Source organism: Nonomuraea sp. NPDC050643 (assembly GCF_040654715.1).
In the GTDB taxonomy this organism is placed as follows: Bacteria; Actinomycetota; Actinomycetes; order Streptosporangiales; family Streptosporangiaceae; genus Nonomuraea.
Genome location: NZ_JBFAIM010000007.1, coordinates 214,168 through 228,721, shown reverse-complemented (window position 1 = coordinate 228,721; position 14,554 = coordinate 214,168). Strand labels below are relative to the sequence as shown.

The following is a 14,554-nucleotide window of genomic DNA, read 5'->3' as shown; positions in this document are numbered from 1 at the left end:
CCGTCAGCCGCTCGGTTCGGTCGGCCGCTCGGTCGTCAGCCGGTCAGCCGGCGGCTGTTGGTGGGGCCGGGTTCCTGCTGGACCGAGGGCTGGTCGGGGAGCTGGGTGGGCGTCGGGCCTGACTGCTGCTCGGGCTCGTCGTCCTGGCGGCCGTCGTCCTCCGGCGTCTCCGACGGCGGCGGGCCCGTGGCCTCGGGCTCGCTCGGGTCCGGCTCCGGCGTGTCCCAGTCGTCCTGGTCGGCCGGCGGCGTGTAGTCCGGGTCAGGGACGTCCTGCTCCTCGTCCGGCATCGAGTAGTCGGAGGAGTAGCCGTAGTCCGACGGCTCGGGGAACTCCTCGACCGGCTTGCCCTCCATGGCCTCGGTCATGAACGCCCGCCAGATCTGCGCCGGCAACTGCCCGCCGAACTGGGTGCCGTAGCCCGGGATCGTGACCGTGGCGTTGTCGTCGCGGAACATGTCCACCGCCACCGCGAGCTGCGGCGTGAAGCCGTTGAACCACACCGACTTGGAGTCGTCGGTGGTGCCCGTCTTCCCGGCCACCGGGCGGTCGTAGAGGCGGGCGGCGGTGCCGGTGCCGTATTTGACGACCTGCTGCATCGCGTACGCCGTGTCCGCGGCCGCCTGCTCGGAGACCACCTTCGTCGAGGCCGGCTTGACGACCTCCTTGCGGCCCTCCGCGGTGGTGACCGACTTCACCACGTGCGCCTCCATGTGGACGCCCTTGTTGGCGAAGGAGGAGAAGCCCGAGGCGTTCTCGACGGCGCTGACCGAGGCCACGCCGAGCGGGAAGGAGGCGGCGCTCTGGTGCTGCTGGAGCTGGGCGGCGGGGATGCCGGCCGCCTCGGCGGTCTTGGCGACCTTGTCGAGGCCGACCTTCTGGCCGAGGTCCACGAACGCGGTGTTGACGGAGTTCTGGGTGGCGCTGACCAGGTTGATCTGGCCGTAGGAGCGCCCGCTGTCGTTGGGGATCGGCTCGGCGGCCGACGCCACGCGCATCGGGGAGTTGCCGTTGACCCTGGTGGACAGGTCGAAGCCGTTGTCGAGGGCCGCGGCCAGCGTGTACGGCTTGAACGTGGACCCGGCCATCACCTTGGACCTGAACGCGCTGTCGTAGTACTTCGACTGCGACGGGCGCCCCCCGTAGAAGGCGACCACCTCGCCGGAGGCGGGATCGACGGCCGCGAGCCCCGTGCGTACCTTCTTGGGCGTGGCGTCGGGCAGGGTGTCCTCGACCGCCCGCTCGGCGGCCTGCATGAGCTTCTTGTCGAACGTCGTGACGATCTTGAGCCCGCCGCCGTTGATGTCCTCGTCGGTGTAGCCGCGCCGGTTGAGCTCGGCGGTCACCTGCTCGAGCATGTACTGGGCCTGGCCCTTGAGCTCGAACGGCTTCTTCGGCGTCGTCAGCTCGGGGAACCTCTCGGTGGCCGCCTGCCCGGCGGGCAGTGTGCCCGTCTGGCGCATCGCGTCGATCACCGACTGCCAGCGCTCCCTGGCCGCCGCCAGGTCGGAGCCCTTGGGGTCGGCGAACCTGCTGGGCTGCTGGATGACCGAGGCCAGGTAGGCGCCCTCGGACACGGTCAGCTTCTCGACGTCCTTGCCGAAGTAGGCGCGGGCGGCCGACTGCACGCCGTTGGCGCCGCGGCCGAAGTAGATCGTGTTGAGGTACTGCTCCAGCACCCAGTCCTTCGAGCGCGACTGGTCGACCTTCATCGCGATGAGGATCTCTTTGAACTTGCGGGTGACCGAACGCTCCTGGCTCAGCCCGCTGTAGTAGTTGCGCACGAGCTGCTGGGTGATGGTCGAGCCGCCCTGCAACTGCTTGCCGGTGACGGTGGACCAGACGGCCCGCGCGGTGCCCTTCATGGAGACGCCGCCGTCCTCGTAGAACGAGCGGTTCTCGGCCGCGATGACGGCGTCGCGCACGTGCTTCGGCACCTTGGCCAGCTCGACCCGCCTGCGGTCGATGCCCTGCCGGGCGAGCACGCTCTTGCCGTCGCGGTAATAGATCACCGAGCCTTGCGCGGTGGCCTGTTTCTGGGTCGTATCCGGAATGGGAGTCATCGCCCACGCAATGGCGAAAAGCCCGGCCAGTACGAGGATTCCCGCGCCAAAAGAAATCAGTACAACCCGGAGAATCCGCCGCTTTCGCATTCCGTTCACACCACCACTCCGCACCCTCGACCCCCCTCGTCAAGCGTCGCCCAACCCCCGCAAGCTGGGCGAATGCCAAGGGTAAACGATCGATAATGGTGCCTCGTCCCAAAGTGATAGTACGACTAGCGTCCGCCACGCCGGGGAACATCGGCGACCAAGGGCAGCACTCGGTAGGGAACCGGGGTGTCGAGGGCGATGATCGAATTAGTCCGCAGTACACCCTGAACGTCTACGATCTCGTCGATAACCCGCTGCAAATCGGCATTGGTCCGCGCGACCACCCGGCAGAGCAGATCGCTGTCACCGGTGATCGTGTGCACCTCCAGCACCTCGGGGATGCGGGCCAGCCGGTCGGCCACCGGATCGTGCCCGGCGACCTGCCGGATCTCCATGCTGACGAACGCGGTGACCCCGTAGCCGAGCGCCGCCGGCGACACGTCGGGCCCGAAGCCCGTGATCACCCCTCTGTCCACGAGCCGGTCGAGCCGGGCCTGGACCGTGCCGCGGGCCACCCCGAGCCGGCGCGAGCATTCGAGCACGCCCAGCCGGGGCTCGCCGGTCAGGAGGGAGATCAGCCGGGCGTCCAGATCATCGATTGTCATGCTGTACAGATCTACCGGACATTTCCCTGGACAGCTAGGCAGATTGTGCACTCATCGAGGTAACTCTTGCGCAACTCGTCCAGGTAAAACCACAGTTGACGGTATGAATGATGTCTTTCCGGTCAATGGCATGGACGCCGTGGTGTTCGCCGTGGGCAACGCCAGGCAGGCCGCCCACTACTACTCGACCGCGTTCGGCATGCGGCTCGTGGCCTACCGCGGGCCGGAGAACGGCAGCCGGGACGTGGTCGCGTACGTGCTGGCCTCGGGCGGCGCCACGTTCGAGCTCCGGTCCTCGATCCGGCCCGGCACGGACCTGGCGCGGCACGTCGCCGCGCACGGTGACGGGGTGATCGACCTGGCCATCCAGGTGCCAGACGTGGAGGCGGGGTACGCCTACGCGGTCGCCCATGGGGCCGAGGGGCTGGTGGAGCCGTACACGATGGAGGACGAGCACGGGAAGGTGGTGCTCGCGGCCCTCGCCACGTACGGCGAGACGCGGCACACCCTGGTCGACAGGTCCAACTACGGCGGCCCCTACCTGCCGGGCTACGCGCCCGCGGAGCCGCTGGTGGCGCCGCCCGCGACGAAGAACGGCCGGTTGTTCCAGGCGGTCGACCACTGCGTCGGCAACGTCGAGCTGGGCAAGATGGACGAGTGGGTGGAGTTCTACCGCAAGGTCATGGGCTTCACGAACATGGCCGAGTTCGTGGGCGACGACATCGCCACCGAATACTCGGCGCTCATGTCCAAGGTCGTGGCCGACGGCACGCGCAAGGTCAAGTTCCCGCTCAACGAGCCGGCCGTCAGCCGCAAGAAGTCGCAGATCGACGAGTACCTCGAGTTCTACGGCGGCCCCGGCGTGCAGCACATCGCACTGGCCACCAACGACATCCTGACCACGGTCGACCACATGCGGGCGGCCGGCGTGCGATTCCTGGAGACGCCCGACTCCTACTACGACGACCCGGAGCTGCGGGCGCGCATCGGGCGGGTGCGGGCCCCGATCGAGGAGCTGAAGAAGCGCAAGATCCTCGTGGACCGCGACGAGGACGGCTACCTGCTGCAGATCTTCACCCAGCCGGTGCAGGACCGGCCCACGGTCTTCTTCGAGCTCATCGAGCGGCACGGCTCGCTCGGCTTCGGCAAGGGCAACTTCAAGGCGCTGTTCGAGGCGATCGAGCGGGAGCAGGAACGCAGGGGCAACCTTTAGTTTGTCCCGACTTAATGGTGGTCATCCAGAATTCATGGGATCGCCACCACCAGGGCTGGCGGGACGCTGGCGGCGGTTGTTCGCCGGCGTCCTCGACTGGCTGATCGTCAACATCGTCTCGGCCCCCTTCAGCTGGACGAGCTGGGGCTACGCCTGGGACGACAACAGGGGCGCCTGGGACCGCTACCCGGTGGAGCACACCTTTCTGGCCGGGCTCGTGGCCTTCCTGTACTTCTGGCTTCTGCATGCCTTCTGGAATGGTCAGACGCTGGGCAAGAAGATGTTCGGCATCCGCGTGGTGACGGAGCACGGCGCGAGGATAGGCGTGGGACAGGCGGCCGTCCGGCAGGCCGTGGCGACCGTGCTCGCCTGGCTCTGCTGTGTCGGCCTGCTGGTGGATCTGGGCTGGATCCTCTTCGACCCCCGTAAACAGGCGCTGCACGACAAGGCCGCCAGGACGGTCGTCGTGGTCGCCTGACCCAGCGTAATATCTTGGTCACCGTTCGAAGGGGGATCGTCGCCATGCGTGTCAGAAGACGCGGGTTGGTCATGCTCGCCGCGTTCGTCAGCGCGCTCGCGTGCGCGCCGGCCGACGAACCACCTCCCACCGGCTCGTCGAGCAGGCTGTCGAACGAGACGTCCACCGCCCAGGCGGGTGCTCCCGGCATCGGCGACCCCGACTTCCCCCAGGACGGAAACGGCGGCTACGACGTCTCCCACTACGACCTCGTGATCGACTACACGCCGACGACCAAGCGGCTCGAGGGCGTGACCACCATCAAGGCCGGCGCCACGCAGGACCTGTCGAGCTTCAACCTCGACCTGGCCGGGCTGGGCGTACGCCAGGTCACGGTCGGCGGCTCCCCCGCGACGTTCACCCGGCAGGGCGACGAGCTGACCGTCCGGCCCGCGTCGAAGATCCGCACGGGTTCCACGTTCACCGTCAGGGTCGCCTACTCCGGCGTGCCCAAGCCGGCCAAGGACAGCGCGAACCTGGGCACCTACGGCTTCATCGCCACGGCCGACGGCGCGTTCGTGGCCTCCGAGCCCAACGGTTCCAAGACCTGGTTCCCCGGCAACGACCATCCCGCCGACAAGGCCACGTTCGACTTCGCGATCACCGTCCCGGCCGGGGTGGTCGCGCTGGCCAACGGCGAGCAGACCGGGCAGCCCACCACGGTGGGGGGCAAGACCACCTACCGGTGGCGTGAGCGGCACCCGATGGCGACCTACCTGGCGACGGCCACGATGGGCAAGTTCGAGACGCGCAGCGGCAGCACGCCCGCCGGCATCCCCAACTTCGCCGCCGCCGACCCGAAGTTCAAGAGCTCGCTCGACGGGCTCTACACCACCTCCGGTGAGATCACCGACTACTGGTCCCAGGTCTTCGGCCCCTACCCGTTCTCCTCGACCGGCGGTATGGTCGACGACTACTCCGCCGGCTACGCGCTGGAAAACCAGACCAAGCCGCTCTACGGCGGCTTCGACCCCGACGAGTCGATCATCGCGCACGAGCTGGCGCACCAGTGGTTCGGCAACAGCCTGAGCATCAAGCGGTGGAAGGACCTCTGGCTCAACGAGGGCTTCGCCACCTACGCCGAGTGGCTGTGGTCCGAGCACAAGGGCTCGAAGACCGCCGAGGCGTTCTTCAACGAATACCGCCAGCGTCCCGCCGACGACGCGATCTGGAAATATCCCCCGGGGCGGGCCAAGCCCAACGATCTGTTCAACCAGTCGGTCTACACGCGCGGCGGCATGACGCTGCACGCCCTGCGCCAGGCCATCGGCGACGCCACGTTCTTCAGCCTGCTGAAGACCTGGACCGCGCAGCACCGCTACGGTCACGTGACGACGGAGAGCTTCGTCGACCTCGCCGAACGCCTGTCCGGCAAACAGCTCGACGCGCTCTTCGACGCCTGGCTCTTCCAGCCCCGCCGGCCCGCCTGACCTCGTCGGAAACGCTTCCCGTCGCCCGGTCCAAGAACAGGTGTAAGGGCGAACGACGAAGGGAGCGAGGCCAGTGCGCCTCAACGACGACCCCGCGGCCTTCGAGGCCTTCTATCGCCGCCACGTCGATGCCGTCCTGCGTTTCGTGGTCCGGCGGGTGAGCGATCCTCACCTCGCCGCCGACCTGACGGCGGACATCTTCCTGGCGGTCCTTGACTCGGCGCACACCTACGTGCCCGGCCGGGGTACCGAGATCGCGTGGCTGTACGGCATCGCGCGCAACGTCGTGTCCGCCCAGCATCGCAAGGCGGCCAGGGAGGCGCGGGCCAACGGCCGCGTCGCCGGTCGCCGGCTGATGGACGACGACGATCTCGCGAGGATGGAGGAGCGGATCGACGCCGAGCGCCGGATGCGCAGCGCTCTGGAGGCCATGGCCGGGCTTCCCGAGGGCGAGCGCGCGGTGCTGGAGCTCGTCGCGATCGACCAGCTCACCGTCACCGAAGCCGCCAGGGCCCTGGGCATCCGGCACGTGACCGCACGGGTCAGACTGCACCGGGCCAGACGTGCCCTCGAGAACGTCGCTTCGCCATCGGCTGTGTACCTGGAAGGACGGATATGAGTAACTTCGAAGATCGCCTTCTCAGTGCACTCAAAGAAGAGATCACGATGAGGACGGCGGAGGACAGGATGACGACGACGGTTGCACCCGCTCGACGACGGCGTTACGTGGGACTGTCCGCCGCGGTGGCGGGGGTCGCGGCGGCCACCACGGCGGTGATCATGCTGACCGGGGTCGGCGGCGGCCCGGCGTACGCGGTGACCAAGGGCTCCGACGGCGGGGTCAGCGTGACGATCAGCTCGTTCACCGACCCCGACGGGCTGGAGGCCGACCTGGCCGCCGCCGGCGTCACGTCGGTGGTGGACTACCTGCCGCAGGGCCAGACCTGCAAGCAGCCGCGCGGCGAGGCCGGCGATCCCGGCGGCCCGTTCATGGCGAGCATCCGCAAGGAGGGCGACGGGATCGGGTTCACGATCGAGAAGGGGCAGGTGCCGGCCGGGTCGACGCTGGTGCTGACCGTCTCGAAGAGCGAGGACGGGGACGACCGGCCGCCGTTCGCGACCGCGCTGCAGATCGTCAAGGGCACGGTCGCGCCCTGCGAGGCCGTCTCGATGCCGGTCCCGCCGCCCGGGTCCGGGGGCTCGGAGCGCAAGGACGACGAGCCCGGCGTCCAGCGCGAGACCAGGGAGGAGGGGCCGAGCCTGAACACCGAGACCGGATGACACACCTCCCCGGGCCGGCGGCCTGAACCACCGGCCACCCCGGCCGGGTCACTGGGACCCGGTGACCCGGCGGCCCCAGCGTCCGGCCGTCAGAGGTCCGGGCGGCAGAGGTCCGGCCATCAGAGGCCCGGTGGCCCCTTCCCGAGCAGCGGGGGGCGCCGGGCCTCGTGTCACGCCCCAGAGGTCCCCCAGTAGGTGTCGCCCGCCAGCAGCAGTGCGGCGGCGCCGATCAGGCCCGCCTCCTGGCCCAGGGCGGCGGGCAGGACCTTGACGCGCCGGGCGAACCCCATCCGGGCGTGCTCGCGCAGAGCCTCCTCCAGCGGGCCGAACAGCGGCTCACCGGCCTGCGACAGCCCGCCGCCCACCGTGACCAGGTCGAGGTCGCACAGGTGGGTGGCGGAGGCGACGGCGACGCCGATCGCGCGCCCGGCCCGGCGCATCGCCAGCACCGCCACCGGATCCCCGGCCCGCGCGTCCGCCGCCAGCACCCGCGCCATGACCTGCCGCTCCTCGGGATACGTTCCGTCCCCGGGCTTGGCGGTCCCCGGTTCCCAGCCGTTGCGGAGGGCCCAGGCGGTCAGACCGGGGCCTCGGGCGACGGCCTCCAGGCAGCCGTGGCCGCCGCAGCCGCACCGTGGGCCGCCCTCCGGCTCGACCACCACGTGCCCGATGTGTCCCGCGTTGCCGGTCCCGCCGTTGGCCAGGCGACCGTTCAGGATCAGCCCGCCGCCCACCCCTGTGGACACCACCATGCCCAGCATGTCGTCGCTGCCCTGCCCGGCGCCCCGCCAGTGCTCGGCCACGGCCAGGCAGACGGCGTCGTTGTGGAGGCGTACCGGTAAACCGGGGAAGCGCGCCGTGAGCCGGGCGCGCAGGGGGAAGCCGCGCCAGCCCGGGATGTTCAGGGGCGAGACCTCGCCCTCCGGCCAGGCCATGGGCCCGCCGCAGCCCACCCCGACCCCGTCCAGCCCCCGCGCCAGGGGCGCCACGAGGCCGGTGAGCGTCTTCCACAGCGTCTCGGCGTCCGCGTCCTGCGGGGTGGCGACGCGCCGCGAGCACGCCAGCGTGCCGTCGCGGGCGACCAGGCCGGCGGCCATCTTGGTGCCGCCGACGTCGATCGCGAGGATCACGACCGGCGTGCCGGTCCTGACCGGCTCATGAGCCGCTCGCGGCGCTGGAGAACACCAGGACGGACGCCGTGAACCCGTGGACGTGGTTGTGCCCCGCGACCGGGCCCACCTCGCCGGCCGCGAAGAAGCCCGCCACGCCGATGGGCCCCAGCGTGTCGCGCAGGGCGACCGGGTCGTGGTCCGCGGTGCCGAACATGGCCGAGCCCCGCCCGTTGCAGGAGAACAGCAGCGCTCCGTCCACCCTGCCCAGCTCTTCTCGGTGGGCGTCGAGCAGGTCGTAGAGGTCTTCGTCGGCCGTGGCGGCGTCGCGTACCTGGAAGCGTACGGTTCTGCCGATCTCCACGATGTCGCCGATGGCCACGGCCTCGCGCTCCGGGTCGATGCCGATGACCCCCCTGATGAGGAAGTCGCCGCGTTCGTGGCGTTCGGCGTACTCGTCCATGGCCAGGCCGATCTGCAGCCCCGAGGCGACCAGCTCGCGGTCGTCCTCGTCCAGCTCGCTGACGATGTCCTCCAGCCGGGCCAGCGCCGGTTGCCCGGCCAGCTCCAGCAGCAGGTTGTCCTCCGACGCGGTGACCACCATGCTGGGCCCGATCGGGCGGCAGCCCTGGCTGACCACGGTGCTGACCTTGACCGGGCCGCTGATCAGCACGCCGATCGCGCCCTCGGTGTAGATCTCGCCGTCGGCGAACAGTCGTACGGACCCCCGCCCCTGCAGGCCGTTGGCCAGCCCGCCGATCAGCGGCAGGTCGCCCAGCACGTCGATCGAGCGCTCGACGAAGGCGTCGGTCGGAAAACTGTACGGATCGGAGAGCAGGATCGCCACATGGTCGTCCCCGCCGCGCTCGGGCAGCCCGACCACCACGAACTTGTCCTCCGCGGCCAGGGTCTCCAGCGCGAACGTCGTCAGCCGCGCCCCCTCCATGGTCGCCGCCCACGCGCTCACGGCGGGCGTCAGCTCCACCCCCTGCCCGTCACCGATGACTCCCGTGGCGCTGCATCCGATCACGTGCGCCTCGGGTGCGAGCTTCATCGCGGCCTGGCCGGCCCGGGCGACGTCATCGGGATCGTCGCCGCAGATGAAGAAGCAGACCAAGTCGGCTTGGCCGCTGAGCCTCGACAGTGCCTGACCGACGGCGTTCTCCGCGGCCTCCACCAGGTCGGAACCCACGGCGAGGCCGTCGGCGAAGCGGCTGGTCATCAAGGCCACGAGTCTCGCCTCCCTCGACATGTCCAAGTTCCCTAGGCCCGATTCTCCCCACTAAAGGGACAAGCACGCACACGAACCGTCACGCAATAGTCAAGATCCGGAATCTCCGCCAGGTGCGAAACTCTCTGCCACATTCCTCGCAGGGGACGTAGTCTCGATCCCGTGCATCAGCCACGTATTCTCCGCGAGTTGCGAGAGAGCGGCCACGTTCATCGCACCGTCAAGGCCGAAGTCCGGGAAAACCTGCTGGCCAGGCTGAGAGCGGGCGAGCCCCGCTTCCCCGGCATCGTGGGCTTCGACGACTCCGTCCTGCCACATCTCGAGCGGGCCCTGCTCGCCGGGCACGACCTGGTTCTCCTGGGCGAGCGCGGCCAGGGCAAGACCCGGCTCATCCGCACGGTGACCGGTCTGCTCGACGAGTGGACGCCGGTGGTGGAGGGATGTGAGATCAACGACCACCCCTACGCGCCGGCGTGCACGCGCTGCCAGTCGCTGGCGCGGGAGCTGGGTGACGAGCTGCCGGTCGCCTGGAAGCACCGGGACGAGCGTTACGGCGAGAAACTCGCCACGCCCGACACCTCCGTGGGAGACCTGATCGGCGACGTCGACCCGATCAAGATCGCGGAAGGGCGCACGCTCGGCGACCCGGAGACGGTCCACTACGGCCTGGTCCCGCGCACCAACCGGGGCGTCTTCTCCGTCAACGAGCTGCCCGACCTGGCCGAGCGGATCCAGGTGTCGCTGCTCAACGTGCTGGAGGAGCGCGACATCCAGGTCCGCGGCTACAACCTGCGGCTGCCGCTCGACATCCTGCTCATCGCCAGCGCCAACCCCGAGGACTACACCAACAGGGGCCGGATCATCACGCCGCTCAAAGACCGGTTCGGCGCCGAGATCCGCACCCACTACCCGATGACCGTCGAAGACGAGCTGACGCTCATCCGCCAGGAGTCCGTGCCGGACATCGGGGCCGACGTCCCCGAGCACCTGGTCGAGATCATCGCCAGATTCACCCGGTTGGTCCGCGAGTCGACCGCCGTCGACGCGCGCTCCGGCGTGTCGGCCCGCTTCTCGATCGCCGCCGCCGAGACCGCGGCCGCCTCGGCGGTGCGCCGGGCGGCGATCGCGGGCGAGGCCCAGGCCGTCGCGCGGGTGGTCGACCTGGCCAGCGTGGTCCACAGCCTGCGCGGCAAGGTGGAGTTCGAGGTCAGCGAGGAGGGCAGGGAGACCGAGATCCTGGCCCACCTGCTGCGCCGGGCGACCGCCGAGACGTTCAGGAGCCGGCTGGGCGGCATGGACCTGTCGCCGGTGACCGACAAGTTCGCCGAGGGCAACCAGGTGGAGTCCGGCGAGCTGGTCCCGGCCGGGGAGCTGCTGCACCGCATCGGCCCCGTGACCGGGCTGGCGAAGGTCATGTCGCGGCTCGGCATGGGCGCGGGCGAGGAGTCGCCCGGCCACGCGGCGGCGGCCCTGGAGTTCGCGCTCGAGGGGCTTTACCTGATGCGGCGCCTGTCCAAGGAGGATGTTGACGGAGTGACGGTTTACCGGACCTGAACATCCGGGAGGTCTCCCGCGTCATACGTGATAAGTCATCACACCGTCGGGGGAGACCACCCATGCGCCTGCTCGCCTGTGCCACCGTCGCCGCTCTCGCCGTGAGCGCTCTCGCCGCGCCCGCCGCCGCCCTGCCCGCCTCCGCCGCCACCGTCGTCTACGGGTACGCCTGGGCCGACGGCAAGGGCAACCTGCGCATCGTGCCGAAGTCGGCCACGTTCGTGAAGAACGCCAACGGCTTCAAGGGTTACCGGCTCACCTCGCTCCCCAAGGCCAAGGAGCTGCGCCTCGACTACACCGGGGCGACGGTCGGGCGGATCACGGTGGAGTGCGACCTGAAGGAGACCGAGGGCCAGGTGGCCCTCGACGCCAAGGGCCTGGGCCGGACGACGTGCGCGCCCGCCGACCTGTCCGACGAGCTGGGCAGGGGGCCCGTGCCGCTGCGCGCCGAATACCGGGGCGGCAAGGCCGTCAAGGTCAACGAGTTCCTGGTCTCCGGCAGGCCGGAGACGCGTGCCGCCCGGGGGACGATCAAGCGGGTCAACGACACGACCGTGGTGTTCGCGAGCGGGGGCAGGAAGATCAAGCTCGGGTACGCGTACACGACGGGCTTCAACCGCACCACCGCCCGCTGCGGGGACGGCTGGCTGGCCGGTCGGCCCGTCAACGCCGACAGGAACGGCCTGGGCAAGAAGCCGTGCACCTGGCAGCACCTCACCAAGGCCCTCAAGACGACCGCCCACCCTGTGCTGGTGAAGATCGAGTACACCCCCGGCGTCGACTCCCTGGACCAGGTCTGGGAGGTCTTCGGGGACGCCTGAGTGGCTTTCCGGAGCACATGGCCGCGTTTCTCGGGTTAGCGTGGTTTCGTGATGGCCTTTCGCTATGGCGAGTACCACGACGGCCCCGACCCCCTGGCTCCGCCCTATGACGTGCGGGCGGCGCTCGACGAGATGGGCGACGCGATCCTGTCGGGCTCGACGCCCGTCCACGCCCTGCGCGACCTGCTCAAGCGCGGCCTGCCCGGCGCACAGGACCGGCGCGGGCTGGACGACATGCTCAGAGAGGTCCGCAGGCGCCGCCGTGACCTGCGGGAGCGCGGGCGGCTCGACGGCACCCTGGAGAAGGCGCGGGCGCTGCTCGACAAGGCCATCGGCCAGGAGCGGGCCGAGCTGTTCCCCGACCCGTCGGACGACGCGCGGCTGCGGGAGGCCGAGCTCGACGCGCTGCCCGAGGACACGGCCAGCGCCATTCAGGAGCTGAGCACGTACGAGTGGCGCTCCTCGGCGGCGCGGCAGACGTTCGAGGAGCTGCGCGACCTGCTGCGCCGTGAGGTCCTGGACAGCCAGTTCCGGGGGCTGCGCGACGCGCTCGCGAACCCGGACCCCGAGGCGATGGAACGCATCCGGCAGATGATGTCGGACTTGAACGACATGCTCGACAAGGACTCCCGAGGCGAGCACACGCAGGACGACTTCGACGCCTTCATGGCGAAATACGGCGACCTCTTCCCCGAGAAGCCCCGCAACCTTGAAGAGCTCGTCGACATCCTGGCCCGCCGCGCCGCCGCCACGCAGCGCATGCTGGCCTCGATGACCCCGCGCCAGCGCGAGGAGCTGGGCAACCTCATCAACCAGACCCTCGACCAGGCGGGCCTGTCGGACCAGATGCGCCGCCTCGGCGAGGCCCTCTACGCCCGCCGCCCCGACCTGGCCTGGAACGCCCCTGAACGCCTCACCGGCGACGAGCCCCTGGGCATGGGCGACGCCGTGACGGCCCTGGAGGAGCTGGCCGACCTCACCCAGCTCGAGACCGCCCTGCGCCAGGACTACCCGGGCGCGCGGCTCGACGACATCGACGAGGCCGCCGTACGCCGTGCGCTGGGCCGCTCGGCGGTCGACGACCTGGAGGCGCTCAAGCGCATCGAGCGAGAGCTGGAGGAGCAGGGCTACCTCCTGCGCCGCCGCGGCAAGCTGGAGCTCACCCCCAAGGCCGTACGCCGCCTGGGCGAGACCGCGCTGCGGCGGGTGTTCGCCTCGCTGGACGCGGGGCGGCGCGGAGACCACGACCAGCACGACGCGGGCTCGGCCGGCGAGCTCACGGGCTCGTCACGGCCGTGGCGCTTCGGCGACGAGCAGCCGATCGACGTGGTCCGCACCCTGGTCAACGGCGTCCGCAGCGGCGGCGTCACCCTCGACCGCCCGGCCCGCGCCACGGGGCCGAGGGCCGCAGGACGGGCCGGCGTACGCCTGTCGGTGGACGACTTCGAGGTGGCCGAGACCGAGCGGCGCAGCGCCGCTGCCGTCTGCCTGCTCGTGGACCTGTCGTACTCGATGGCCCTGCGCGGCACCTGGGCCGCCGCCAAGCAGACGGCGCTGGCCCTGCAGGCGCTGGTGGCCTCGAAGTTCCCGCAGGACGCCGTACAGATCATCGGCTTCTCCAACTACGCCAGAGTGCTGCAGGCCGACGAGCTGGCGGGCCTCGACTGGGACATGGTCCAGGGCACCAACCTGCACCACGCCCTCCTGATCGCCGGCCGCCACCTGGACCGCCACCCCGACTTCGAGCCGGTGGTGTTGGTGGTCACGGACGGCGAGCCGACGGCGCACCTCATGCGCAACGGCAGGTCGGCCTTCGAGTGGCCGCCGTCGCACGAGACGCTGGAGCTGACGCTGGCCGAGGTGGACAAGATGACCCGGCGGCGGGCCACGATCAACATCTTCATGCTGGCGGCCGACGACCGGCTGAAGGAGTTCGTGGACGAGGTGGCCCGCAGGAACGGGGGCCGCGTCTTCTCCCCCAGCGCCGACCGGCTGGGCGAATACGTGGTCAGCGACTTCCTCCGCCTCCGCCGCGCCCGCTGACGGACACCTCAACGGCACCGCCTGGTCCCAGGTCCAGACCTCTCCACGACCCCCATCCGCCCTCCCTGGAACTGTCGGTGCGAGATGGCAGACTCCCACACCATGAGTACGGCTGTGCGGCTGAGAGACGTGGTGGAGGCCGATCTGGAGGTGTTCCTGGAGCAGGAGCACGATCCGGAGGCGGTGCGCCGGTCGAGGTTCGCTCCCCGGGAGCGGGAGAGGTTCCTCACCCACTGGAAGACGAAGATCCTCGGCGACCCGACCGTCTTCGTGCAGGCGATCATGGTGGACGACGTCCTGGCGGGCAACCTGGTGGCCTGGTGGGAAGACGACCGGCGCTTCATCGGCTACTGGCTCGGGCGCGAGTTCTGGGGCCGGGGCGTCGGCACGCGGGCGCTGAAGCTGTTCCTCGGCGTGGAGCGCAACCGCCCGCTCCACGCCGACCCCTTCCACGCCAACACCGCGTCGGTGCGGCTGCTGGAGAAGCACGGGTTCCAGCGGTCCGGCACGATCCAGCACGGCGAGGACGAGCACATCCTGCTGGTGCTCCGATGACCCGCGAGGGTCGGCATCAGAGGTCAGGCGCCGCCGTCCACT

At 70.1% G+C, this 14,554-nt stretch carries 13 protein-coding genes; 9 read left to right on the top strand and 4 right to left on the bottom strand.

Features of this window, described 5'->3' with window-relative positions; translation table 11 throughout:
* Positions 1-35: 35 nt before the first annotated feature.
* Together AB0I15_RS11840 and AB0I15_RS11835 are read right to left on the bottom strand one after the other, a co-directional pair.
* A complete protein-coding gene (locus AB0I15_RS11840) occupies positions 36-2,063 on the bottom strand; it encodes a transglycosylase domain-containing protein (RefSeq protein WP_358093423.1) in 2,028 nt (675 codons plus the stop codon).
* A 215-nt stretch (positions 2,064-2,278) separates the two neighbouring features.
* Positions 2,279-2,758: an Lrp/AsnC family transcriptional regulator gene (locus AB0I15_RS11835; protein ID WP_358093421.1), complete on the bottom strand. Its 480-nt coding sequence runs from the start codon at positions 2,756-2,758 to the stop codon at positions 2,279-2,281.
* A 103-nt stretch (positions 2,759-2,861) separates the two neighbouring features.
* Between AB0I15_RS11835 and hppD the strand changes: the two genes are divergently transcribed.
* From hppD to AB0I15_RS11810, 5 genes are all read left to right on the top strand, one after another.
* Positions 2,862-3,971 carry a 4-hydroxyphenylpyruvate dioxygenase gene (hppD, locus tag AB0I15_RS11830; RefSeq protein WP_358093418.1) on the top strand — a complete coding sequence of 370 codons (1,110 nt, stop codon included), beginning with the start codon at positions 2,862-2,864 and terminating at the stop codon, positions 3,969-3,971.
* A 34-nt stretch (positions 3,972-4,005) separates the two neighbouring features.
* Positions 4,006-4,449, top strand: coding sequence for an RDD family protein (locus AB0I15_RS11825; RefSeq protein WP_358093415.1), 444 nt, complete (start codon positions 4,006-4,008; stop codon positions 4,447-4,449).
* Between the two features lie 44 nt (positions 4,450-4,493).
* A complete protein-coding gene (locus AB0I15_RS11820) occupies positions 4,494-5,918 on the top strand; it encodes a M1 family metallopeptidase (protein WP_358093412.1) in 1,425 nt (474 codons plus the stop codon).
* Between the two features lie 73 nt (positions 5,919-5,991).
* Positions 5,992-6,537 (top strand): RNA polymerase sigma factor, encoded by a 546-nt coding sequence (locus tag AB0I15_RS11815; protein ID WP_358093410.1) that lies wholly within the window; start codon positions 5,992-5,994, stop codon positions 6,535-6,537.
* Positions 6,538-6,605: 68 nt separating this feature from the next.
* Positions 6,606-7,199, top strand: a complete 594-nt coding sequence (locus AB0I15_RS11810; RefSeq protein ID WP_358093407.1) for a hypothetical protein — start codon at positions 6,606-6,608, stop codon at positions 7,197-7,199.
* Positions 7,200-7,369: 170 nt separating this feature from the next.
* Here the strand turns inward: AB0I15_RS11810 and AB0I15_RS11805 are convergent, their stop codons facing one another.
* On the bottom strand, positions 7,370-8,329 hold the full coding sequence (locus AB0I15_RS11805) for an ROK family protein (RefSeq protein WP_358093404.1): 960 nt from the start codon (positions 8,327-8,329) through the stop codon (positions 7,370-7,372).
* A gap of 25 nt (positions 8,330-8,354) precedes the next feature.
* Complete coding sequence (locus AB0I15_RS11800) at positions 8,355-9,560, bottom strand: FIST N-terminal domain-containing protein (RefSeq protein ID WP_358093402.1); 1,206 nt, start codon at positions 9,558-9,560, stop codon at positions 8,355-8,357.
* Positions 9,561-9,701: 141 nt separating this feature from the next.
* Here AB0I15_RS11800 and AB0I15_RS11795 point away from each other — a divergent pair, with 141 nt between their 5' ends.
* The 4 genes from AB0I15_RS11795 (at position 9,702) to AB0I15_RS11780 (ending at position 14,512) form a co-directional block, all read left to right on the top strand.
* On the top strand, positions 9,702-11,093 hold the full coding sequence (locus AB0I15_RS11795) for a sigma 54-interacting transcriptional regulator (RefSeq protein ID WP_358093399.1): 1,392 nt from the start codon (positions 9,702-9,704) through the stop codon (positions 11,091-11,093).
* A 62-nt stretch (positions 11,094-11,155) separates the two neighbouring features.
* The gene (locus AB0I15_RS11790; protein ID WP_358093396.1) at positions 11,156-11,914 is read left to right on the top strand and encodes a hypothetical protein; all 759 of its coding nucleotides are present in this window, start codon (positions 11,156-11,158) and stop codon (positions 11,912-11,914) included.
* Between the two features lie 51 nt (positions 11,915-11,965).
* The gene (locus AB0I15_RS11785) at positions 11,966-13,957 is read left to right on the top strand and encodes a hypothetical protein (protein WP_358093394.1); all 1,992 of its coding nucleotides are present in this window, start codon (positions 11,966-11,968) and stop codon (positions 13,955-13,957) included.
* A gap of 102 nt (positions 13,958-14,059) precedes the next feature.
* Positions 14,060-14,512, top strand: coding sequence for a GNAT family N-acetyltransferase (locus AB0I15_RS11780; protein WP_358093391.1), 453 nt, complete (start codon positions 14,060-14,062; stop codon positions 14,510-14,512).
* Positions 14,513-14,554 lie beyond the last annotated feature (42 nt).